Annotated in this window: 20 protein-coding genes and 1 other RNA gene; 7 read left to right on the forward strand and 14 right to left on the reverse strand. The window is 62.3% G+C overall.

Annotation, left to right across the window (positions count from 1 at the left end; genetic code table 11):
• Positions 1-59: 59 nt before the first annotated feature.
• The 6 genes from rlmD to surE all read right to left on the reverse strand — a co-directional run bounded on the left by rlmD (position 60) and on the right by surE (position 6,374).
• Positions 60-1,478 (reverse strand): 23S rRNA (uracil(1939)-C(5))-methyltransferase RlmD, encoded by a 1,419-nt coding sequence (rlmD, locus tag PQR40_RS12465; protein WP_408509085.1) that lies wholly within the window; start codon positions 1,476-1,478, stop codon positions 60-62.
• A gap of 231 nt (positions 1,479-1,709) precedes the next feature.
• The gene (locus PQR40_RS12470; RefSeq protein ID WP_408222960.1) at positions 1,710-2,486 is read right to left on the reverse strand and encodes a 3'-5' exonuclease; all 777 of its coding nucleotides are present in this window, start codon (positions 2,484-2,486) and stop codon (positions 1,710-1,712) included.
• A 3-nt stretch (positions 2,487-2,489) separates the two neighbouring features.
• Complete coding sequence (gene rpoS / locus PQR40_RS12475) at positions 2,490-3,572, reverse strand: RNA polymerase sigma factor RpoS (RefSeq protein WP_408222958.1); 1,083 nt, start codon at positions 3,570-3,572, stop codon at positions 2,490-2,492.
• Positions 3,573-3,583: 11 nt separating this feature from the next.
• Positions 3,584-4,522, reverse strand: a complete 939-nt coding sequence (locus PQR40_RS12480; RefSeq protein WP_408388734.1) for a peptidoglycan DD-metalloendopeptidase family protein — start codon at positions 4,520-4,522, stop codon at positions 3,584-3,586.
• 5 nt (positions 4,523-4,527) lie between these two features.
• Positions 4,528-5,619 (reverse strand): protein-L-isoaspartate(D-aspartate) O-methyltransferase, encoded by a 1,092-nt coding sequence (locus PQR40_RS12485; RefSeq protein WP_408509086.1) that lies wholly within the window; start codon positions 5,617-5,619, stop codon positions 4,528-4,530.
• Positions 5,616-6,374, reverse strand: coding sequence for a 5'/3'-nucleotidase SurE (gene surE / locus PQR40_RS12490; protein ID WP_408335584.1), 759 nt, complete (start codon positions 6,372-6,374; stop codon positions 5,616-5,618). The genes PQR40_RS12485 and surE overlap by 4 nt, the downstream gene beginning before the upstream one ends.
• A gap of 236 nt (positions 6,375-6,610) precedes the next feature.
• On the opposite strand from surE, the gene PQR40_RS12495 reads away from it, so the two are divergent.
• Entirely contained in the window at positions 6,611-7,585 is a 975-nt protein-coding gene (locus PQR40_RS12495) for an NADPH:quinone oxidoreductase family protein (RefSeq protein WP_408388730.1), read from the forward strand.
• A gap of 113 nt (positions 7,586-7,698) precedes the next feature.
• On the opposite strand, the gene PQR40_RS12500 is transcribed toward PQR40_RS12495, so the two are convergent.
• From PQR40_RS12500 to ffs, 8 genes are all read right to left on the reverse strand, one after another.
• The gene (locus PQR40_RS12500; RefSeq protein WP_408222948.1) at positions 7,699-8,523 is read right to left on the reverse strand and encodes an ABC transporter permease; all 825 of its coding nucleotides are present in this window, start codon (positions 8,521-8,523) and stop codon (positions 7,699-7,701) included.
• 160 nt (positions 8,524-8,683) lie between these two features.
• The gene (locus PQR40_RS12505) at positions 8,684-9,496 is read right to left on the reverse strand and encodes an ABC transporter ATP-binding protein (RefSeq protein WP_408509087.1); all 813 of its coding nucleotides are present in this window, start codon (positions 9,494-9,496) and stop codon (positions 8,684-8,686) included.
• A gap of 115 nt (positions 9,497-9,611) precedes the next feature.
• Complete coding sequence (locus PQR40_RS12510; RefSeq protein WP_408388729.1) at positions 9,612-10,649, reverse strand: ABC transporter substrate-binding protein; 1,038 nt, start codon at positions 10,647-10,649, stop codon at positions 9,612-9,614.
• A 46-nt stretch (positions 10,650-10,695) separates the two neighbouring features.
• Positions 10,696-11,922, reverse strand: a complete 1,227-nt coding sequence (locus tag PQR40_RS12515) for a CaiB/BaiF CoA transferase family protein (RefSeq protein ID WP_408222944.1) — start codon at positions 11,920-11,922, stop codon at positions 10,696-10,698.
• Between the two features lie 104 nt (positions 11,923-12,026).
• Positions 12,027-12,623 (reverse strand): recombination mediator RecR, encoded by a 597-nt coding sequence (recR, locus tag PQR40_RS12520; RefSeq protein ID WP_063496327.1) that lies wholly within the window; start codon positions 12,621-12,623, stop codon positions 12,027-12,029.
• 260 nt (positions 12,624-12,883) lie between these two features.
• The gene (locus PQR40_RS12525; protein ID WP_408335596.1) at positions 12,884-13,210 is read right to left on the reverse strand and encodes a YbaB/EbfC family nucleoid-associated protein; all 327 of its coding nucleotides are present in this window, start codon (positions 13,208-13,210) and stop codon (positions 12,884-12,886) included.
• 60 nt (positions 13,211-13,270) lie between these two features.
• Positions 13,271-15,955 (reverse strand): DNA polymerase III subunit gamma/tau, encoded by a 2,685-nt coding sequence (locus PQR40_RS12530; protein WP_408388727.1) that lies wholly within the window; start codon positions 15,953-15,955, stop codon positions 13,271-13,273.
• A 207-nt stretch (positions 15,956-16,162) separates the two neighbouring features.
• Positions 16,163-16,261: signal recognition particle sRNA small type (ffs, locus tag PQR40_RS12535), an RNA gene on the reverse strand.
• Between the two features lie 445 nt (positions 16,262-16,706).
• Between ffs and trxA the strand changes: the two genes are divergently transcribed.
• The 6 genes from trxA to PQR40_RS12565 all read left to right on the forward strand — a co-directional run bounded on the left by trxA (position 16,707) and on the right by PQR40_RS12565 (position 22,168).
• A complete protein-coding gene (gene trxA, locus PQR40_RS12540; protein WP_054039468.1) occupies positions 16,707-17,033 on the forward strand; it encodes a thioredoxin TrxA in 327 nt (108 codons plus the stop codon).
• A gap of 236 nt (positions 17,034-17,269) precedes the next feature.
• Positions 17,270-18,538, forward strand: coding sequence for a transcription termination factor Rho (gene rho / locus PQR40_RS12545; RefSeq protein WP_074284282.1), 1,269 nt, complete (start codon positions 17,270-17,272; stop codon positions 18,536-18,538).
• 180 nt (positions 18,539-18,718) lie between these two features.
• The gene (locus PQR40_RS12550; protein ID WP_408335602.1) at positions 18,719-19,267 is read left to right on the forward strand and encodes a MerR family transcriptional regulator; all 549 of its coding nucleotides are present in this window, start codon (positions 18,719-18,721) and stop codon (positions 19,265-19,267) included.
• Positions 19,264-20,820 (forward strand): MFS transporter, encoded by a 1,557-nt coding sequence (locus PQR40_RS12555; RefSeq protein ID WP_408222937.1) that lies wholly within the window; start codon positions 19,264-19,266, stop codon positions 20,818-20,820. Before PQR40_RS12550 ends, PQR40_RS12555 begins: the two co-directional genes overlap by 4 nt.
• 15 nt (positions 20,821-20,835) lie before the next feature.
• Entirely contained in the window at positions 20,836-21,669 is an 834-nt protein-coding gene (locus PQR40_RS12560) for a M90 family metallopeptidase (protein ID WP_408509088.1), read from the forward strand.
• Between the two features lie 232 nt (positions 21,670-21,901).
• On the forward strand, positions 21,902-22,168 hold the full coding sequence (locus PQR40_RS12565; protein ID WP_408222933.1) for a type B 50S ribosomal protein L31: 267 nt from the start codon (positions 21,902-21,904) through the stop codon (positions 22,166-22,168).
• The last annotated feature ends 6 nt before the right edge of the window (positions 22,169-22,174 follow it).

Consider the following 22,174-nt stretch of genomic DNA (forward strand, 5'->3'; position numbering starts at 1 on the left):
GGCGTTTTTGTTTGTGGGGCGCCGCCAGCGTGTGCACCACCGGCTGGCAACAGGCGCCCTCAGTCCCGCTCGAACAACGCAATCGATTCCACGTGCGAGGTGTGCGGGAACATGTTCACCACACCCGCGCCCACCAGCCGATAGCCGGCCCCATGCACGAGCAGGTCCGAATCGCGTGCGAGCGTTGCCGGGTTGCACGACACATAGACGATACGCTTGGGCAGCGGCCCATTGCCGCTTTGCGCGATCTCGGCCAGCGCCTTTGCCACTGCCAGCGCGCCTTCACGCGGCGGGTCGATGAGAAATTTGTCGAAATGACCGAGCGCGCGCATGTCATCGGCGGTGACTTCGAACAGGTTGCGGCAGGCGAACGACGTATGCCCCGCTACGCCATTCAGCTCGGCATTAGCGAGCGCGCGAGCGGTCAGCACGTCACTGCCTTCGATGCCCACCACTTCCTTCGAAATCCGCGCAAGCGGCAGCGTGAAGTTGCCGATTCCGCAGAACAGGTCGAGCACGCGGTCTGTGCTGGCCGGGGCCAGCAGACGCAGCGCGCGGCTCACCAGCACGCGATTGATCGCGTGATTCACCTGGGTGAAATCCGTGGGCTTGAACGGCATCCGGATGTTGAATTCCGGCAGCGTGTAGTCGAGCTCCACATCGAGCGGATAGAACGGCGTGACCGTGTCGGGACCGCCCGGCTGCAGCCACCACTGCACCTTATGCTCGTCGGCGAAATCGCGCAGCACCTGTTCGTCGGCGACGGTGATCGGTGCGAGATTGCGCAGCACCAGCGCGGTAACCGACGAGCCGACCGCGAGCTCGATCTGCGGCATACGATCGTAAATCGACAGTTTGCGGACCATGAAACGCAGCGGCATCAGCATCGCGGACACATGCGGCAGCAGCACCTCGCAGGTCTTCATGTCGGCGATCTGGCTGCTTTTCTTTTCGTAGAAGCCGATGCGCATGCCGCCCTTTTCCGGCAGATAGCGCACCGCCAGACGCGCGCGGTAGCGGTATCCCCACGCCGGACCCTGGATCGGCCGGAACACGGTCTCCGGGCGCAGCTTCGCCAGGTGCCGGAAATCGTCTTCGAGCACGCGCTGCTTGACGGCAATCTGGGCGCGGATGTCGAGATGCTGCATCGAACAGCCGCCGCAGGTATCGAAATAAGCGCATTTGGGCGTGGTGCGCAGCACGCTTTCGCGCAGCACCTGGACCACTTCGGCTTGCTCGAATTTCGCCTTGCTGCGTTGCGTCGCGTAGCTGACGCGCTCGCCGGGCAACGCACCTTCGACAAAAATCACCTTGCCGGGCGTGCCGTCTTCGCTCTCGACACGACCCACGCCGCGCGCTTCCATGTCGAGCGAAACAATTTCGATGATCGGCTCATTGCCGGTAATGACACGCGCTTTCACCGGCGCGGGCGCCTTCTGGCGCTTCGGCGAACGACGTTGTGGGGCAGTTCGGGACACCTGCGATTTCCTGACAAACTTGGGGGAAAGGCGAGATTGTAGACGAAGCGCCGCCCTTGCCAACGATTTGGCGCGACGGTAGGGGCCGCCAGCCGCGTGAAGCGCTTCGATCGTGATGGGCTAAGGCGAACCAAGCCGCTTGCGCACGATTTCGCGCTACGGCGGCAGCCTTCGCAACGCCTACCCGTCAGCATGGCGGCGAACCGCTTCGTTGCAAGACTGTTAAGAGGCCTATTGATCGAATGCGGCCAGATACTCGGCCCATTGCGGCGCCGTTTCCAGCGCGAGCGCATTTTTGACCAGATTGATCTCGTCCGCATACTCTTCAGCCGAAAACGCGCCGCGGATCAGCTGGAAGCGGCAATACAGCAGGTACGTATTGACGACGTCGGTCTCGCAATAGTTACGGATTTCCTCGATGCGGCCTTCCTGGTAAGCGTGCCACACCTGGCTGCCGTCCATGCCCATCTTGCCTGGGAAGCCGCACATCTTGGCGAGCGCGTCGAGCGGCGCGTTGGCGCGCGCCTGATACATAGCCAGCACGTCCATCAGATCGGTGTGACGCGCGTGATAGCGGCTGATGTAGTTGTTCCACTTGAACTCGCGATCGTCCTCGCCGAGGTCCCAGAAACGGGACGCCGGGATGCCGTTGATCAGCGCGCGGTAGTTCAGCACCGGCAAGTCGAACCCGCCGCCATTCCACGACACGAGCTGTGGCGTGTATTTCTCGATCACGCGATAAAACGACTGCACGAGCGCCGCCTCGCCGTCTTCCAACGTGCCGAGCGAGCGCACACGGAAACCGTTGTTGTCGCGGAACACACAGGAAATCGCGGCGATCCGTTGCAGGTGGTGCGGCAGAAAATCGCCGCCGGTCTTTTCGCGGCGCGCCGCAAAGGCGTGCTCAGCAACCTCGGCGTCGCTCAGCGTATCGGGCAAATTTTCGAGGCGGCGAATGCCGGCGACATCGGGAATCGTCTCGATGTCGAAAACAAGAATCGGTGTCATCAGTTATAGAACGGCGTCCTTCCGAACACCGTTGGAGGCAAAGAAGCGCTTCAGCCGCACCAGCGCTTCCTGTTGGATCTGGCGCACACGCTCGCGCGTGAGGCCCATTTCGTCGGCCAGCTCTTCGAGCGTGGCGGGTTCGATGTGGTTCAGCCCGAAGCGGCGCTCGATCACGTGACGATGCTTGTCCGACAGGCGCGCGAGCCATGCACGTGTGAGCGTTTCCAGCTCGCGGTGCTGCACTTCGGCATCCGGCGACTGGCTTTGGTCGTCCGACAGCAGGTCGAGCAGGCTGCTCGCCGGGTCGAGATCGAGCGGCGCGTCGAGCGAAGCGGTGTGTTCGTTCAGCGCGAGGATGTCGGTGACTTCGTCGGTGGTCTTGCCGGTCAGATAGGCAATGTCGTCGATGCTGGCGTCGCGGCGCTCGGCTGCTTCGCCGGAATTCATCGAATTCTTTTCCAGATGGCGCTTCGCGCGCAGCACCTGGTTGAGCTCACGGATCACGTGCACCGGCAAACGCACGGTGCGCGCCTGATTCATGATCGCGCGCTCGATGCTCTGGCGAATCCACCACGTGGCGTAAGTAGAGAAACGAAAGCCGCGTGTAGGATCGAATTTCTCGATGGCGTGCATCAAGCCGAGGTTGCCCTCTTCGATCAGATCGAGCAGCGGTACGCCGCGATTCAGATAACCCTTCGCGATGCTGACGACGAGCCGCAAATTGCGCTCGATCATCACTTGCCGCGCCTCGAATTCGCCCGCCTTGGCCAGACGCGAATACTTCTGTTCTTCTTCGACGGTCAGAAGCGGCTTGACGCTGATGCGGTTCAGGTAATGCTGAATCGTGTCGGCCGTCAGCTCGGCTTGCAGCAGCGCGCGGAAATCGTCCGCGTCGGGCGGAGCCTCGCTCGCGCCTTCGCGGGCCTCACCGCGTTCTTCCGCGCCGCCTTGGCGTTCGTCAAGATCGCGCTCCTCTGCGACCTCTTCTTCCACTTCCGAAGCGCCGCCTTCCTCCACCGCAGCGGGCGTGACGCGGCTGATCGTCTCAGACTCGGCTTGCGGTAAGCGGCGCTTCGATTTCGGCATGGTCGTATCGCTTATTGCGGCGGCAAATACTTCAGTGGGTCGACAGGTTTACCCTGCCGGCGAACTTCGAAATGCAACATCACACGGTCGGAATCGCTATTGCCCATCTCAGCAATTTTCTGCCCTTTCGTCACCGCGTCCCCCTCTTTTACCATCAAAGCGCGGTTGTGTGCATACGCGGTGAGATAAGTTGCATCATGCTTGATGATAATGAGATTGCCGTAACCACGCAGCCCATTTCCGGCATAAACCACGCGCCCATCTGCAGAAGCCTTGACCGGATCGCCGGCCGCGCCGCCGATATTAATGCCCTTGTTGGTCGAATCGTTGAAAGTGCCGAGCATCGGTCCCCGCACCGGCCATGCGAACACGACATTGCCAGATGCGCCAGCGTTCGAATCGCTCGCGGCACCCGGGTTAGCCGGCGGCGTCAACGAAGCGTTGTTCGCACCCGAACCATAGATCGGCGGCGCCGCGACACCCGCTGCAGCGCCTGCCGACGGCGGCGTGCTGCCAAGCGGCGCGCTCTGCACCGTGCCACCGCTGCCGATCGGCGCCGTCGACACGCCCGGCGTCAATGCGGCGGTATTCGCGCCCGGCGGCACGACGCGCAACAACTGATCGACCTCAATCTGATTCGGGTTAGTGAGATTGTTCCAGGTCGAAATATCGCGGTAGTTCTGGCCGTTCTCCAGCGCGATCCGGTACAGCGTATCGCCCGGCTTCACGCGGTAGTAGCCCGGCGGCGGCGGTCCGAGCGGCACGGCCGGCTGCTGCGCGGCTTGCGTGCCGAGCGCGCCGCTGCCGGAGCGGTCGATGACCGGCGCCTGATCGAGGCGGGTCGCACAGGCCGACATCAACAGGGACAAGGCGAGCACGCACACGCTACGCTGGGTTACGGTCATGGGGATATTCAGTCTGGTTCTTTGCATCGCGCGCAACATACTCATCGGTGTCAAATCACTCCGGATTTTAAGGGTACAAAGAAAACGCGATCAAGCCGCGACTCGCGCCATTGCGCGGGTCCGAGGCGTTCGACCAGAGTCAGCACCTGGTTCTGGCCTTCCTGCGAGCCGACCGGCGCGACCAGACGGCCGCCGATCGCGAGTTGTTCAAGTAATGCCTGCGGTACGTCAAGCCCGGCCGCTGCGATCACGATCGCATCGAACGGCGCCGCCGACGGCAGCCCCAGGCGGCCGTCGCCGTAGTGCAGCCGGATGTTCGGAATGCGCAGCGGACGCAAATTTGTCTTCGCGCGTTCGGACAGCGGCTTGATGCGTTCGATCGAATAAACGTCCCGCGCGACCTGGCTCAGCACCGCCGCCTGATAGCCGCAACCGGTGCCGATTTCGAGCACGTTGTTCAACGCGCGGCCGGCGGCCGCCAGTTCGATCATCCGCGCGACCACGGAGGGCTTGGAAATCGTCTGGTGATGGCCGATAGGCAGCGCCGCGTCTTCGTAGGCCTGGGCCGCGAGGCCCGGGTCGACGAACATGTGGCGCGGCACGACCGACATCGCGTTCAACACGCGCTGATCGGTCACGCCGTTCGCACGCAGGCGTTCGACCATCCGTTCGCGAACGCGTTCCGAAGTCAGCGCCAAAGCGCCGTTCAACGCGACGTTCGGCACGGCGCTGCGCTCGTTGAGTCTGGCGGCTGGCTTGTTCAGCGGCGCCGGTTTTGGCGCGACGCGCACAACCGGAACTTGCGCGACGGCTGTTGCGCGTGGTTTGGCTTGCGGCGTGGCCTGGGCGTTGGCCGGTGGATTCGCCGGCGCCTTCAGCGACACCTTCGCCTGCGCCTTGGCCTGCGGTTTTGCTTGCGACGTCGCTTGCGGTTGCGTCTGCGCCCTCGCCGGTAGCTTCGCCTGGGTCTTTCCCGTGGAGCCGGGCGGCGCATTCTTCGCAGGTTGCTGGCGTGAGTTCAGCGCCGCGCTCGCGGCGAGTACTGCCGCGCGCACGTCGCCCAGACGCCCTTCAGGCCGGCGCGGTTCGCGCACCAGGTCCTCAAGGCCGAGCGGAAAGCGCTTGGCGCGCTCGCTGGTCATGAAGTGCTGCTGCCGGCGCGCGCCCAGTCGCGCGCTGCGGGCAGCATTTGCGTGTGGGTCAGGTCGAGCTGCAACGGCGTGATCGACACCTGGCCGTTGGCGACGGCGTGGAAATCGGTGCCTTCGCTCGCATCGCGCGCACTGCCGGACGGGCCAATCCAGTAGATCGGTTCGCCGCGCGGGTTGGTCTGGCGGATCACCGGCTGCGACGGATGCCGCTTGCCGAGACGCGTGATATGCCAGCCGTCGAGTTGCTCGTATGGCAGGTTCGGAATATTGACGTTCAGGAGCGGATGCCCCGGCAGCGGTTGCTCGAGGTAGTGCGCGACGATCTCGGCGGCCACACGCACAGCGTCTTCGAGATGCACCCAGTCTTTGTCGACCAGCGAGAAGGCAATGGCCGGCACACCGAACATGATGCCTTCGGTGGCGGCGGCGACGGTGCCTGAATAGAGCGTGTCCTCGCCCATGTTCTGGCCGTTATTGATACCCGAGACGACGAGGTCCGGCGTGTGGTCCAGCATACCGGTCAGCGCAATGTGCACCGAGTCGGTCGGCGTGCCGTTGACGTAATAGAAACCGTTCGCCGAGCGCAGCACCGAAAGCGGACGCGACAGCGTCAAGGAATTGGACGCGCCGCTGCAGTTCTGCTCGGGGGCCATCACGGTGACGTCCGCAATCGGCTTGAGCGCTTCGTAAAGCGCGGCAAGGCCGGGCGCCAGATAACCGTCGTCATTGCTGAGTAGGATTCGCATGCGGCGATTGTAACCGAGGAAAGAAGGCACGCGAACGACACGGCAGGCGGCGCACGCATCACATGCAAAGCGCACGCGCCGGGGCCCGTGTCAACGGGGATCGCCCAGCAAGTACTGGCTTCGAGCAATAAAAACGCACGGTCGTGCGAATTGTTTTACACTCGGGTTTTACACTCAGAATAGTTGCGACGCCCCGAAGGAAGTCCGCTTGGGGCCCTGATCGATATGGAGACACGATGCGCGCGATTCGCTGTAATCAATATGGGCCGCCGGAGAGCCTGGCCGTCGAAAATCTGCCGGACCTCGAACCGCCGCCTGGCCATGTCGTGATCGACGTCAAAGCCGCAGCCGTCAATTTTCCCGATGTGCTGATCATCGAGAACAAATACCAGTTCAAACCACCCCTGCCCTTTACGCCTGGCTCCGAAGTCGCGGGCGTCGTGCGCGCCGTCGGCGCCGGTGTGACGCAGTTCAAGCCGGGCTCAAGGGTGGTCGCGTTCACCGGCTCGGGCGGATTTGCCGAGCAGGCGCTGGCGCCGGTCGCGGCGTGTGTGCCGCTGGCGGACGGCGTCGAATTCGAACTGGCCGCAGCGTTCACACTGGCCTATGGCACGTCGCATCATGCGGTGGTCGATCGCGGCCAGTTGAAGGCCGGCGAGACGATGCTGGTGTTGGGCGCGGCAGGCGGCGTCGGACTCGCCGCGGTCGAGATCGGCAAAGCGCTCGGCGCGCGCGTGATCGCGGCGGCGTCGAGCGACGAGAAGCTCGCTACCTGCGTAAAGCATGGCGCGGACGCCACCATCAACTACAGCACCGAAGACTTGCGCGAACGCATCAAGGCGCTAACCGACGGCCAAGGTCCGGACGTGATCTACGATCCGGTTGGCGGCGTATATGCGGAACCGGCGTTTCGCAGCATCGGCTGGCGCGGACGTTATCTGGTGGTCGGCTTTGCGAACGGCGAAATCCCGAAGTTGCCGCTCAACCTGACGCTGCTCAAAGGCGCTAGCCTGGTGGGCGTGTTCTGGGGCGACTTTGCGAAACGCGAGCCGCAGCACAATCACGCTGCGTTCCAGCAGATGACTGGCTGGATCGGCGAGGGCAAACTCAAGCCGTATGTGTCGGAACGCTATTCGCTCGAAGACACGGGCCGCGCGTTGCGCGATATGGCGGAGCGCCGGGTGATCGGGAAGGTGGTGATTACACCTTAGGCGCAGTGCGCAATGCGCTGCCGCAGCCGCTCCTTTGAGTGGGAAAGAGAACGGAAAACGGCGTGGGGTTTAAAACCGCACGCCGTTTTTGTTGAGTCTTCGGGAATGTGGCGCTACAGCTTTTCCGTATCACCCGACTTCGGCTGCCACTTCATCAGCCGCCGTTCGCCAATCCCGACGATAGCGTCGAGAATCAGCGCGAACGCCGTCAACACCAGAATCCCGGCGAACACAGTATTGATATCGAAGGTGCCTTCGGCTTGCAAAATCAGATAACCGACGCCGCGCGCCGAGCCGAGATATTCCCCCACCACCGAACCGACGAACGCCAGGCCCACCGAGGTATGCAGACTCGAAAACACCCAGCTCATCGCGCTCGGCAGATACACGAAACGCAGCAACTGCTTGCCGTTCGCGCCGAGCATGCGCGCGTTGGCGAGCACAACCGGGCTCACTTCCTTGACGCCCTGATAGACGTTGAAGAAGACGATAAAGAACACAAGCGTGACGCCTAGCGCCACCTTCGACCAGATGCCGAGGCCAAACCACACCCCGAAAATCGGCGCGAGAATCACGCGCGGCATCGAATTGGCGGCTTTGATGTACGGATCGAATAACGCGCTCGCGAGCGGCGACAGCGCAAGCCACAAACCGACGCCGAGTCCGAGCGCGGTGCCGAGCGCGAACGCGAGCACCGTTTCGACCAGTGTGATCCACAGGTGCAGATAGATTTCGCCGCCCGTGAACCACTCCCAGATGCGTTGAAGCACTTTCTGCGGCTCGCCGAAGAAGAACGCGGCCTTGTTCGGGTCGTCGAAATAGAACGGCGGCAGCAGCGTCGGACTGGTCAGCACGTACCAGAGCACGAAACTCAGCACGAGCAGCAGCCACTGCCAGATCATCAGGTTCGCCCGGTTCGGGCGCAACGTCTTCCACATGACTCGGTTTGCCTTTGACGATTGATCGACGCCAATACAAGACGTAACAAACAGGACTTAACGACGGGACTCAACGACTGGACGGACGACAGGATTCAGCTACGGATATCCATACATGCCGCCACGCCACTCCGCAACGTATCGCAACTACGTGACCCGCTCAAACAGCCGTGAGCTGCTGCTGATAACCCTTGAGCACCTCATCGCGCAGCACGCTCCAGATCTGCGCATGCAACTCGACGAAACGCGGATGCGCGCGAATCTCGGCGACGTCGCGCGGACGCGGCAGATCGATTGTGAATTCGCCGATCGGATGCGTACCCGGCCCCGCCGACAGCACCACTACACGGTCGGACATCGAAATCGCTTCGTCGAGATCGTGTGTGATGAACAGCACCGCTTTGCGTTTGGCCGCCCACAGGTCGAGCAGCTCGTTTTCCATCAGCTGACGCGTCTGGATATCGAGCGCGGAAAACGGCTCGTCCATCAGGATGATGTCCGGATCGAGAATCAAAGTCTGCGCCATCGCGACGCGCTTGCGCATGCCGCCCGACAATTGATGCGGATAGCGGTCGCCGAAGCCACCGAGGCCGACCCGCTTCAACCACTCGTCAGCTTTGCTGCGCGCTTCCGCCGGCGGCACGCCATGAAACGCGAGGCCAGCCATCACGTTGTCGATGGCCGAGCGCCACGGCATCAGCGCGTCTGCCTGGAACATATAGCCGGCGCGCCGGTTGATCCCCTTGAGCGGCTCGCCGAACACACTGACCCTCCCCGACGACGGTCCCAGCAAGCCCGCGCCGACGTTCAGCAGAGTGGATTTGCCGCAACCGGTCGGGCCGACCACCGAGACGAATTCGCCCGGCGCGATGTGCAAGGTTGTGTCCTTGACCGCCGTGTAACGCTGCGCGCGGTTGTCCCGCGCAGCGAACGTGCAGGTGATGTTGTCGAGCGCCAGAGCGGCAACAGTCATCGTTCGACTCGCTTCGAAAATCGGTTTCGGTTTGTCATGTCATTATGACGGCGGTGGACGGTGGGTGATCGAGGGGAACGCAGCACGTGCCCCGCCCTCGGCTCCACGCCGGTACTTAGGCCTTGACGGTCGCCAGCGCTTTCTTGACGAAGTCGTTGGTCCACGCCCTGGACAAATCGATCGGCTTGCCCTGCACGTTCGGATCGAACGCCTGCAGGGTCTTAAGCGAGGTGGCCGGGCCATCGGCGGGCATCAGACCGTCCGGAGACATTGCCTCCTTCACATGCTGCCACGCGTCCAGATACACCGCGCGGTCGCCGAGCAGATAGCCTTCCGGCACGGTATTGATCAGCTCGCTACCGGTCGCCGTTTGCAGCCACTTGAGCGCGCGCACCATCGCATTGGTCAGCGCCTGGGTGGTGTTCGGATTCTTCGTGATGAAACTCTGCGACGCGTACAGACACCCCGCCGGCATATCACCGCCGAACACGCTGCGCGTATCGGCGAGCGTGCGTGTATCCGACACGACGCGAATCTCACCGGTGCGCTCGAGCTTGGTCATCACCGGGTCGAGATTGGCGATGGCGTCGATCTGGCCCGACTGCAGTGCCGCGATCGCCCCAGCCCCTGCGCCCACCCCGATGAACGCGACGTCTTTCGCGGTCAATCCGGCTTTCGCCAGCACGAAGCTCGCCATGATCGAGGTCGACGAACCCGGCGCTGTCACGCCAATTTTCTTGCCTTTCAGATCGGCGATCGACTTGTAATTCGGCATCGCCTTCTTCGATATCGCGAGCACGATCTGCGGCGCACGCCCCTGTAGCACGAATTCGCGGAACGACTGCTTTTGCGCCTGCAGCAGCAAGGTGTGCTCGAACGCGCCGGAGACCACATCCGCGCTGCCGCCGACGGCCGCCTTCAACGCCTGCGAGCCGCCGGCGAAATCCGAGATTTCGACGTCGAGTCCCTCGTCCTTGAAGTAATTGCGGCGCTCGGCAATCGTGAGCGGCAAGTAGTAGAACAGGTTCTTGCCGCCGACGGCAATCGCCACCTTGGTGGTTTCAGGTTTGCCCTGTGCGAAAGCGAGCGGCGTGGCGGCGAACGTGGCGCCCGCGAGCGCGGCGGTACCGGCGAGGAAGGTTCTGCGTTGCATGGTCTGTCGTCTCCAAACTTTTGTTATCTTTTTGCCGCGCACTCACTCACACAATCTGTTGCGCGTGCAACCTTACAATGTGGTCTGAATCATAACCTAGCGATTGCAGGACTTCATCGGTATGTTCACCCAGTTCCGGGCCTAACCAGCGCGTTTCGCCGGGGGTTTCCGAGAGTTTCGGCGTCACCGACGGCAGCGTGATTTCCTGACCATCCTGCCATTTGAAGCGCTGGATCATCTGGCGTGCCATGAATTGCGGATCGGTGAACATGTCTGCGACGCTGTAAATACGGCCGACCGGCACGTCGGCGGCGTTCAGCACGGCGAGCGCTTCGTCGATGGTGCGCGTGGCGAGCCACGCGGCGATCGCGCCGTCGATTTCCTGGGTACGCGGCACGCGGCCGTCGTTGTGCGCGAGAGCTGGATCGTTCGCCAGGTCTTCGCGTTCGATAGCGACCATCAGGCGCTTGAAGATCGGGTCGCTATTACCGCCGATGACGATGCTGCCGTCGCGGCAAGGATACGTGTTCGACGGCACGATGCCCGGCAGCGACGCGCCGGTGCGCTCGCGCACCATGCCGTACACACCGTACTCAGGCACCACGCTCTCCATCATGTTGAAGACAGCCTCGTACAGCGCGACGTCGACGACCTGACCTTTGCCGCCGTTCACCTGCTTGTGATGCAAGGCCATCAATGCGCCGATCACGCCATGCAGCGCGGCAATCGAATCGCCGATCGAAATGCCGATGCGCGGCGGCGGCAAATCCGGATAGCCGGTGATGTGGCGCAAGCCGCCCATCGATTCGGCGATCGCACCGAATCCGGGCCGGTCGCGATACGGCCCGGTCTGCCCATAGCCGGACAGACGCACCATCACGAGCCCCGGGTTCTCCGCCGATAAAACGTCATAACCGAGCCCGAGCTTCTCCAGCAAACCCGGCCGGAAATTCTCGACGACGATATCCGCCTCTTTCGCGAGGCGCCGCACAATCTCCTTACCCTCTTCCGCTTTCAGATTGATCGTGACGGATTTCTTGTTACGCGCCTGAACGGCCCACCAAAGCGACGTGCCGCCGACTTCCGGATAAAGCTTGCGCCATTTGCGCAGCGGATCGCCGCCTTTGGGATCCTCGATCTTGATGACGTCGGCGCCGAACTCGCCAAGAAAGCGCGCGGCGAACGGGCCGGCGATCAGCGTGCCGAGTTCGAGCACCTTGACGCCGGCAAGCGGGCCTTTAGGGGTGGCGCTGGGATCTGGGGTGACGCTCATGTGTCTCCTCTGTGTGCTGTTCTTGCCGAGTGCGGCGGAACGCGCTCGCGCGGCTCGTTCAGGCCTTGCAGGTGCAGCGACGCGGCGCTTTCAGTGACCTCAGGCTACATCGAGCGCCGGTCGAGCATTGCACGGGCGATCGTGCCGGCGTCGACGTACTCGAGTTCGCCGCCCACCGGCACGCCGCGCGCGAGGCGCGTCACGGCAAGACCGCGCGCCTTGAGCGTCTGCCCGAGGTAATGCGCGGTGGCTTCGCCTTCATTCGTAAAATTGGTTGCGAGTACGACTTCCTTGACGATGCCATCCGACGCGCGCTTGACCAGCCGGTCGAAATGGATCTCCTTCGGGCCAATGCCGTCGAGCGGACTGAGCCGCCCCATCAGCACGAAATAGAGGCCACGATAGGTCATCGTCTGTTCGAGCATGATCTGGTCGGCGGGCGTCTCGACAACGCACAACAAGGCCGGATCGCGCTCCTCATCGAGACAGACCTCGCAGATCTGTGCTTCGGTAAAGGTGTTGCACTTCTCGCAGTGCTGCAGATGTTCAGTCGCGAACAGCAACGAGCGGCCGAGTTTTTCGGCGCCGTCGCGATCGTGCTGCATCAGGTGGTACGCCATGCGTTGCGCGGATTTTGGCCCGACACCGGGCAGCACGCGCAGCGCTTCGACGAGCGCCGACAAGGCGGAAGGTTGTTTCATGCGGATCGGCGGCGTCGAAGTGAGTGTTGCCCGGTATGGCCCGGTATGCGGGTGGCGATGCGGTTGCTTCTATCAGCTCGGGAACGAATCGGACAGGCACGCCCGGCGAACGAACTGAACCGCCCTGATGCAAACTTGTACGACCTGGGGACGGGTGTCTGGCGCGGGCACTGAAACGAGCGCGGCTCGCGCATTCAACTCACACCGCCATCAAAGCAACGGCGTGAGCCCCTTCTTGCAGATTCTTGCAGCAACGTCGCTCAGAACGGCAGCTTGAAGCCCGGCGGCAGCGGCAGACCCGAGGTCATTCCGCCCATCTTTTCCTGAGCGGTGGCTTCGGCCTTGCGCACGGCGTCGTTGAACGCAGCGGCGACGAGGTCTTCCAGCATCTCCTTGTCGTCGGCAAGCAGGCTCGGATCGATCGATACGCGACGCACGTCGTTCTTGCAGGTCATCGTCACCTTGACGAGACCGGCACCCGACTGTCCCTCGACTTCGATCAATGCAAGCTGATCCTGCATCTTCTTCATGTTTTCCTGCATCTGCTGGGCCTGCTTCATCAGCCCGGCGAGTTGGCCTTTCATCATGGACATGCTCCTTCTTGATAGCGTGAAATCCGGAAATCGGGTGCGCCAAAGCGCGGCGAATCAGTAGACGGACGACGCGCCGTTCGGGCCGGCGTCCTGTGTAATCGGGCGGATCGAACCGGGCACGATGCTCGCGCCGAACTCGCGGATCAGCGACTGCACGAACGGATCAGCACCGATCTCGCGCTCCGCTTCCTGTTGGCGCTGGGCGCGCACAGCGGCGTCGTGCGCGGCCGCCGTGCGACGCGCCGGACCAACTTCGACCAGCACGTCGACGTTCTGACCGAGCTTTTCGGCGAGCGCGGCTTTCAGTTTAGCGACCTGGGAGGCTTCCGCGTACTGCGGCACCGGCACGCTCAGCTTGAGCGTGTTGCCTTCGAGCGCCATCAGTTCGCTGTTGAACGCGAGCTGATACGAAATGCCCTTGAGCGGCAGATCGACCGCGAGCGCGGGCCAGTCGCCCTGGAAACCCAGCGGATCGAGCGGCACGGCGGGCGGCAACGGCCGCTTGTCGACCACGGGCGCGGGGGGCGACGCAGGTGCGGCGTTCACGCGGACGTCGTCGGGACCGCTGTCGAACACCGGCATGTAGTTGTCGTCCGGCAGGCCGTAATAGCCTTCGTCCGCTGCCGTAAGCGGCATGTATTCATCGGGCGGCATGTCGTCCCACGGCGCGTTCGATGAGCCGTTCTGCTCCGAACCGTTGCGCTGGGCCTGCGGCGACGAAACGCGCGCCGCCGGTGCCGCATCTTGTTGCGGTGCAGGCCGCGGAGCGCCCGGCGTCGGCACATTGACGACAACGCGGGGCGCGGCAGGCTTCGGCGTGGCCGGGGTCACGGTGGGCCTCGCGGCTGCAGCCGTGGCGCGGCCGCGGTCAGACGACACTTTCAGACCGGCACTGCGCAATACGTTGAGTGCGTCACTCGCGCCACCCGCACGGCGCGGCGGGATGTCGGCTGCAGGCGGCGGCTCTTGCAATGCCGTTGCGGGTGCGGCCTCTTCTACGCGTGCGAGCGTGGCTGCGGCCGGAGCCGTGAGCGAAGACGCGGGTGCCGATTCCTGCTGAGCGGCCGCGGTGGATGCGTCTATCGGGCTCGGCGCGGTGGGCGCGTCGTCCCACGGTGCCAAGGGCGGCGCAGTGGCTACCGCAGTGGCTACTTTTGTTACTTCGATCGATCCAGTCGCCGCGGCTGCCGGTGCCGGGGGCGTCGCTTCGGGCATCGGAGCCGCTCGGGGCGCGCTCACGTCCGCAGATGCAGGCACCGGATCGCTCAGATTCGTTTCGACGGAAGTTTCTTCCTGCCACGGCGCTAAAGCCGGTGCGGCAATGGTGTCGGCTGCCGCGGGCACGACTGCTGCGCTCGCCTCACCAGAGGCAGATGCGGACCTGGAAACAATCGCCGCGTCAGCAATAGCCGGTTTCGGCGTTTCAGTATTTTCAGCAGACTCCGGCGACGCCAGGTGCTGCGAATCCGGCGTCGTGGACTTCGCTTCTGCCACCGGATTCCCGGAGCGCACCGGCACGGCAGCGGCTGCTTCAACCGCTCGCGACGACGCAACCGCCTGTTGCGCGGCGACCGCCGGCGAGCCGGTGCGTTTAGCTCCACCCGCCCCCGCCGGCCCCGCCGCTCGCGCCGCAGCCGCGCCGCCACCACCGGTGGGCGCCGGCTCGAATGCCAGCATGCGCAAGAGCGTCATCGTGAAGCCGGCGTATTCGTCAGGCGCGAGACCCAGTTCGCTTCGGCCGATGGTCGATATCTGATAGAACAGCTGCACCTGCTCGGCGCTCAACGCCTCGGCAAAACGACGCAGATCAGCCGCTTCTGGCCACTCGTCCAACACCGACGAAGGCGCAAACTGCGCCCACGCGATTCGATGCAACAAGCTCGCCAGATCCTGCAACGCCGTCGAAAACGACAGGCTGCGCAACGCCATCTCGTCCGCGACCGCCAACACCGTGGCGCCGTCACCATCGGCAAGCGCGTCGAGCAGGCGAATAAGATAGCTTTGATCGAGCGCGCCGAGCATGCCGCGCACCGCTTCTTCGTTTACCTGATTGGCCGAATAGGCGATCGCCTGATCGGTCAGCGAGAGCGCGTCGCGCATCGAGCCGTCGGCCGCGCGCGCGAGCAGACGCAATGCCTGAGCGTCGTACGGCACCTTCTCTTCGCCGAGAATGTGCTCGAGATGCGACACGATGTGCCCGGCCGGCATCTGTTTCAGATTGAACTGCAGACAGCGCGACAGCACCGTGACCGGGATCTTCTGCGGATCGGTGGTAGCAAGAATGAATTTGACGTGCGAAGGCGGCTCTTCCAGCGTCTTCAACATCGCATTGAAGGCGTGATTGGTCAGCATGTGCACTTCGTCGATCATGTAGACCTTGAAGCGCGCATCGACCGGCGCGTAGACCGCGCGCTCGAGCAGCGCCGCCATTTCGTCGACACCGCGATTACTCGCCGCGTCCATCTCGACATAATCGACAAAGCGGCCTTCATCGATCTCGCGGCACGCGCGGCACACACCGCACGGCGTGGAGGTCACGCCGGTTTCGCAATTCAGCGCCTTGGCAAAGATACGCGACAGCGTGGTTTTGCCGACGCCGCGGGTGCCGGTAAACAAATAGGCATGATGCAGACGGCCGCCGTCGAGCGCGTGCGTGAGCGCGCGCACCACGTGCTCCTGTCCGACGAGCGAAGCGAAATCCTTCGGCCGCCATTTGCGTGCGAGAACTTGATAGGTCATCCGGAAATTGTATCAGTAACGATGGCGCGCAAAACCGAATCGAGACGGCGCGCGAACACGTGTTGCCGCTTCATTGAAACAGGCTAACGGACCGATAGAAAAAAATAGATGAAGCGCGCGAGAAACGCCAATGCAGTGTCTGCGTGGCAGCGCCTGGGTAAAACGGGAGATGGAAGGTACGGCAGAGGAAAAACAAGGAAAAAGGAAGGTGACGAGCCTGACCCTCGGCACTGGTGGAAAACGGCTGTGGCTGCTTCGTTCCCGACCTGACCAGATTGACCATCCCTCCATGCGAGGAGGCCCGTCACGAAACATTCTATCACCGCTTGGCCCGTCGCGCGACTGTTAATACGGCCAAACCGACATCGACGCGCCAAATCAGGCGCTTCGCATCATATAGTGCAGCATCCGGAACGTACGCGTCCGGGCCACTTGAGTTTGCGCAGCCCGCCACCAGATAAGTTGCGTCGCGGTTATCAGAACGTAGTGGCACTTCACCGGCAGCCGTTGGCCCCACTGCCCTTGATGAGTACTATCACCACCGGCAACGCATAGCGAATTAAGCTAAACTGCCATACGGATGACCCGCAACCGCGAGCTTTCCGCGCATTCCGGAAATGGTCTTTCGACTTTTTCAGGCGTGCGCCGGCAAGGCTTCGATTGCGGCAAAGCGAACCGAAGTTTCCCTAGATTTTGACGTATCGTGGCGAGCAATTCAGGCGGGCCTCGAACCGATAGAGGTATTCATACAATGAGCGAATCAATCAAGCATATTAGCGACGCATCGTTCGAACAGGACGTCGTGAAATCAGATAAACCCGTGCTGCTCGATTTCTGGGCTGAATGGTGCGGTCCGTGCAAGATGATCGCGCCGATCCTCGACGAAGTCGCGAAGGATTACGCCGATCGCCTGCAAATCGCCAAGATCAACGTCGACGAACATCAGTCGACGCCGGTCAAGTTCGGCGTGCGCGGCATCCCCACGCTGATCCTCTTCAAGAATGGCGCTGTCGCCGCACAGAAAGTCGGCGCACTGTCGAAGTCGCAGCTCACCGCGTTCCTCGACGGCAATCTGTAAAGCGGTCGCATCGGCGCGCTCGAGACCCTTGAAACCTTCAGGTGCGCTGTCTTAGGCGTGTTGTCAGCCGGCAACACGCTCAATAAGAAAGATGCCATACCGTCGCACCGGCGGAAATTGGCGTGTGCTATGCTAGAATCCGCAAAACGTCGAAAAGACGTGTAAGTCCTTGAGCGGTTCCGCTCACTCTCCTCCCAGATTTCATTTCGTCGCACCTTCTCCTGCGGGTTCTCCGTATGCATTTATCCGAGCTTAAGACTCAGCACGTGTCCGAATTGATCGAGATGGCCAATGGCCTCGAGATCGAAAGTGCAAACCGCCTGCGCAAGCAGGAATTGATGTTTGCCATTCTAAAAAAACGAGCCAAAGCGGGCGACACGATCTTCGGCGACGGCACGCTCGAAGTGCTGCCGGACGGCTTCGGCTTCCTGCGTTCGCCGGAAACCTCGTATCTGGCCAGCACGGACGACATTTACATCAGCCCGTCGCAAATCCGCCGCTTCAACCTGCACACGGGCGACACGATCGAAGGCGAAGTGCGTACGCCGAAAGACGGTGAACGCTATTTCGCGCTGGTCAAGGTGGACAAGGTCAACGGCCAGCCGCCGGAAGCCTCGAAGCACAAGATCATGTTCGAAAACCTGACGCCGCTGCACCCGAACAAGGTGCTGCTGCTCGAACGTGAAATGCGTGGCGAAGAAAACGTCACGGGCCGCATCATCGACATGATCGCGCCGATCGGTAAGGGTCAGCGCGGTTTGCTGGTCGCTTCGCCGAAGTCCGGCAAGACTGTGATGCTGCAGCACATCGCCCACGCGATCAAACAGAACCACCCAGATGTCGTGCTGTTCGTGCTGCTGATCGACGAACGCCCGGAAGAAGTGACCGAAATGCAGCGTTCGGTGGCCGGCGAAGTGATCGCCTCCACGTTCGACGAACCCGCTGCGCGTCACGTGCAAGTCGCCGAAATGGTGATCGAAAAAGCCAAGCGCCTCGTCGAAATGAAGAACGACGTGGTGATTCTGCTCGACTCGATCACGCGTCTCGCGCGTGCGTACAACACCGTTGTGCCGGCCTCGGGCAAGGTGCTGACGGGTGGTGTCGACGCGAACGCGCTGCAACGTCCGAAGCGCTTCTTCGGCGCGGCGCGCAATATCGAAGAAGGCGGCTCGCTGACCATCATCGGTACGGCACTGATCGAAACCGGCAGCCGCATGGACGACGTGATCTACGAAGAATTCAAGGGCACCGGCAACATGGAAGTGCACCTGGAACGCCGTCTTGCTGAAAAGCGCGTCTATCCGTCGATCAACCTGAACAAGTCCGGCACACGCCGTGAAGAATTGCTGATCAAGCCCGAAGTCCTGCAAAAAATCTGGGTGCTGCGCAAGTTCATTCACGACATGGACGAAGTCGAGTCGATGGAATTTCTGCTCGACAAGATTCGCCAGACGAAGAGCAACTCCGAGTTCTTCGACATGATGCGTCGTGGCGGCGGCAGCTAAGGCCTCGCGCCGAAACAGCTGCATCAACCGCACAGCATAAGAAAGCCGCTCGCCAGAAACGAGCGGCTTTTTTTCGTCCGTAAGGTTTCACCCGAAAAAGTGCGCGCTGCCGCAACAACATGTACGTGAACGTACACGTTGCAGTACAATGCGCTCAGTCCGTCATGCCTGCCCTACCTTATGTCGAAGGACTCACCCGCCTTGCTCACCGTACGCGACGCCGCCGAACGCCTCGGGGTTACGCCGCGCACGCTGAAGTATTACGAGGAACGCGGCCTCGTCTCGCCTACCCGCAGCGAAGGCCGCTATCGGCTTTACGACGAGGAAGACCTGAAGCGTTTCGGCCGCATTCTGCGCCTGCGTTCGCTCGGTTTTTCGCTGCACGGCATCACCGAAATGCTCAAGCGCCCGCTCGAGCCGGTCGAAGGCGGGCATCGCTATTCCACCGAATCGCTGCAGCAGATTCGCGACGCCATCTCGGACCAGGTCGACGCGCTCGACGTCCGCATCGAAACGATGCACCGCGAACTCAAGGAAGCGCAGAAGCTGCGAGCCGAACTGAGTCCCGACCTCGACTACCTCGAACGGCGTCTCGCTGGAGAAAATGCGGACGCGTTGCTCGAACAGCGCCGCAACGCGCGTGCCAAAGCGACCGCCACGCCGCAAGGAGGACGCAAAAATACCCGAGATGAAGCCGCGCCTGACTCCGCCGCGGATCCGTCCGCATGAGTACCGCGCCTTCCCGCACGCCGCTGTTCAGCGTCGTAAAATTGCGCGGCGATTTTTTCCCGTGGGTGCTGGCCGTCGTCACCGGCCTCGACTATTTCGACAACGCGATCTTTTCGTTTTTCACCAGCTACATCGCGGGCGGCATCAACGCATCGCCGGATGAACTGGTGTGGGCCTCGAGCGCCTATGCGGTAGCGGCCGTGCTCGGCATTCTGCAGCAGCAATGGTGGGTCGAGCGCTTCGGCTACCGGCGCTACGTGGCCGGCTGCATGCTGCTCTATTCAACTGGCGCGATCGCCGCCGCATTGTGCGAGTCGTCGATCGAACTCGCATTCGCGCGCGGCTTTCAGGGCTACTTCATCGGCCCGATGATGGGCACCTGCCGCATCCTGATCCAGATGAGTTTCACGCCACAGCAGCGGCCTGCGGCAACCCGTGCTTTTCTGGTGCTGATCGTGTTGAGCAGTGCGCTTGCACCGCTGATCGGCGGCCAGCTGGTCGCGCATTTCGACTGGCGCGCGCTATTCGCCTGCACCGCGCCGGTCGGCGTGCTGTTTGCCATCCTCGCCCTGCTCGCACTACCGGACACCGGCAACCGCTTGCCGGAAGAGCGCGGCGCGGCGCACTTCTGGCCTTATCTGATCTTCGCGTTCGCGCAAGGCGCGCTGCAAATCGTGATGCAACAAGTGCGGTTCCAGTTGTTCAGCGCCTCGCCGGGGCTGATTCTGCTGACGGTCGCCGGCATCGTCGCGCTCGGCTGGTTCGCATACCAGCAATGGCACCATCCGGCGCCGCTGGTGCGACTGCATGCGCTGCGCGAAAAGGTGTTCCAGGTCGGACTCGTGCTGTACATGTTCTACTACTACATCTCAACCGTATTCAGCTACCTGACGTCGCGCTTTCTCGAGAGCGGCCTCGGCTATCCGGTCGAGAATACCGGCCGGCTGGTCGGCGTGACGTCGCTGATTTCGGCAAGCGCCCTATTCGTCTACCTGCGTTACGCGAAGCTCCTGCCGCGCAAAAAGTGGATCATCGTACCAGGCTTCGCGGTGGCCGCATTCGCCGCGGCGTGGATGACGCGCATGTCACCGGGCGTGGGCGAAGCCGCACTGATTGTGCCGATGCTGCTGCGCGGCTTGCTATTGCTGTTCATCGTGCTGCCGGTCGCCAATCTGACGTTTAGAATCTTCGCGATTGAAGAATTCACGCATGGCTACCGGCTGAAAAACATCGTGCGGCAACTGACGATCTCGTTCGCAACGGCCTCGGTGATCATCGTCGAACAACATCGGCAGGCGCTGCATCAGGCTCGCCTCGCGGAGTTTGTGAATCCGTACAATCCGTTGTTCCAGAATTCGCTCGCTGCGCTGACGAGCGGCTTCAGCGCCGCCGGCCGCTCGTCGTCCGAGGCGCATTCGCTTGCAATAGTGGAAATCAGCCGGACGGTCGCGCAGCAGGCAAGCTTCCTGACTTCGCTGGACGGCTTCTACTTCCTGATCGGCATTGCGATATGCGGCGGCATTTTCGCCGCGTGGCAAAAACAGATCGACTAAGGGTTTCATCAGGCCATGCTTTCGAAACTCACCCAATGGTTCGGCACGCGCCGCCGCGACCGCGCGCTGCGCGACTACGCGATCGAAGACACGCTGTGGCAAGCCACGCTCGACGGCCTGCCGTTCCTCGCCCATCTCGAGGCGCCGGATCGCGTGCATCTGCGCGAGCTGACCAGCCTTTTCATCGCGCAGAAGGAATTTTCGACCGCGCACGAACTCGAGTTGACCGACGCGATGACTGTGGCAATTGCTGCGCAGGCGTGTCTGCCGGTGCTGAACCTGAGCCTCGAGTTGTATCGCGGCTGGGTCGGCGTGATCGTCTATCCGGGCGAGTTCGTGATCCGCAAAACGGTTGAAGACGAAGACGGCGTGGTGCACGAAGTCGAGCACGACGCGAGCGGCGAAGCATGGGAAGGCGGCCCGGTGGTGTTGTCGTGGGAAGACGCGCAGATGACCGGCGGTGCGGACGCCTATAACGTCGTGATTCACGAATTCGCGCACAAGATCGACATGCTGACCGGCGAGGCGAACGGCCATCCGCCGCTTACACGCCGCTGGCATGCCCCGCTCGATTCGCAGGCATGGGCCGACGTCTTCGAGCATGCATACGACCATTTCTGCGCCAAAGTGGACGCAGTACCGGACAGGCGCTGGGCGCGTTTCGAGCGCGATTCGTTGATCGACCCGTATGCGGCGGACCATCCGTCGGAATTTTTTGCCGTGTGCAGCGAGGCGCTGTTCGTCCAGCCACAGGCCTTCGAGGCGGAGTATCCCGAGCTATACCGGTTGCTGGCGCGGTATTACCGGCAGGATCCGGCGCGGGTGGGATTGGCATTCGCTCCGTCCTGACGCCCGCCGCATAAGGGGTGCCGCGCGGCATGTGGACAAGAAACGGACCGATAAAGTGCCGGCGAAAACGAGGCAAAACGCAGGCAAAAAGGTCGTAGAAAGGTCGTCAAGCGACTGATTTTCTGGCATAATCGCCGTTTTTCGACCATAGGCAAGTGGCTCGCGCCTAGATGCAGTCCGCATTTGTAGCGGCTGCTCGCGGGTTGGCTACCGCCAGATTAAAGGAAAGACCATGAAAGAAGGCATTCACCCGGATTACCGCGAAGTCCTGTTCGTCGACATGTCGATCGATTTCAGGTTTGTAACGCGCTCGACCATCCAGACGCGTGAAACCGCCGAATTCAACGGCAAGACCTACCCGCTCGCCAAGATCGAAGTGTCGTCGGAATCGCATCCGTTCTACACCGGCCAACAAAAGATCATGGACACGGCAGGCCGCGTCGAGAAGTTCAACAAGAAGTTCGGCTCGCGCGCTACCGGCAAGGCAGCTGCGAAGTAATACCCG

The sequence above is a fragment of the Paraburkholderia sediminicola genome (assembly GCF_046026855.1).
Classification (GTDB): Bacteria; Pseudomonadota; Gammaproteobacteria; order Burkholderiales; family Burkholderiaceae; genus Paraburkholderia; species Paraburkholderia sediminicola_A.

Bases quoted from the DNA above. Each gene is read 5' to 3' on its own strand.
- PQR40_RS12470 (WP_408222960.1), bottom strand. From the start codon at position 2,486: ATGACACCGATTCTTGTTTTCGACATCGAGACGATTCCCGATGTCGCC.
- rpoS (WP_408222958.1), bottom strand. From the start codon at position 3,572: ATGCCGAAATCGAAGCGCCGCTTACCGCAAGCCGAGTCTGAGACGATC.
- PQR40_RS12480 (WP_408388734.1), bottom strand. From the start codon at position 4,522: ATGAGTATGTTGCGCGCGATGCAAAGAACCAGACTGAATATCCCCATG.
- PQR40_RS12485 (WP_408509086.1), bottom strand. From the start codon at position 5,619: ATGACCAGCGAGCGCGCCAAGCGCTTTCCGCTCGGCCTTGAGGACCTG.
- surE (WP_408335584.1), bottom strand. From the start codon at position 6,374: ATGCGAATCCTACTCAGCAATGACGACGGTTATCTGGCGCCCGGCCTT.
- PQR40_RS12495 (WP_408388730.1), top strand. From the start codon at position 6,611: ATGCGCGCGATTCGCTGTAATCAATATGGGCCGCCGGAGAGCCTGGCC.
- PQR40_RS12500 (WP_408222948.1), bottom strand. From the start codon at position 8,523: ATGTGGAAGACGTTGCGCCCGAACCGGGCGAACCTGATGATCTGGCAG.
- PQR40_RS12505 (WP_408509087.1), bottom strand. From the start codon at position 9,496: ATGACTGTTGCCGCTCTGGCGCTCGACAACATCACCTGCACGTTCGCT.
- PQR40_RS12510 (WP_408388729.1), bottom strand. From the start codon at position 10,649: ATGCAACGCAGAACCTTCCTCGCCGGTACCGCCGCGCTCGCGGGCGCC.
- PQR40_RS12515 (WP_408222944.1), bottom strand. From the start codon at position 11,922: ATGAGCGTCACCCCAGATCCCAGCGCCACCCCTAAAGGCCCGCTTGCC.
- recR (WP_063496327.1), bottom strand. From the start codon at position 12,623: ATGAAACAACCTTCCGCCTTGTCGGCGCTCGTCGAAGCGCTGCGCGTG.
- PQR40_RS12525 (WP_408335596.1), bottom strand. From the start codon at position 13,210: ATGATGAAAGGCCAACTCGCCGGGCTGATGAAGCAGGCCCAGCAGATG.
- PQR40_RS12530 (WP_408388727.1), bottom strand. From the start codon at position 15,955: ATGACCTATCAAGTTCTCGCACGCAAATGGCGGCCGAAGGATTTCGCT.
- trxA (WP_054039468.1), top strand. From the start codon at position 16,707: ATGAGCGAATCAATCAAGCATATTAGCGACGCATCGTTCGAACAGGAC.
- rho (WP_074284282.1), top strand. From the start codon at position 17,270: ATGCATTTATCCGAGCTTAAGACTCAGCACGTGTCCGAATTGATCGAG.
- PQR40_RS12550 (WP_408335602.1), top strand. From the start codon at position 18,719: ATGTCGAAGGACTCACCCGCCTTGCTCACCGTACGCGACGCCGCCGAA.
- PQR40_RS12555 (WP_408222937.1), top strand. From the start codon at position 19,264: ATGAGTACCGCGCCTTCCCGCACGCCGCTGTTCAGCGTCGTAAAATTG.
- PQR40_RS12560 (WP_408509088.1), top strand. From the start codon at position 20,836: ATGCTTTCGAAACTCACCCAATGGTTCGGCACGCGCCGCCGCGACCGC.
- PQR40_RS12565 (WP_408222933.1), top strand. From the start codon at position 21,902: ATGAAAGAAGGCATTCACCCGGATTACCGCGAAGTCCTGTTCGTCGAC.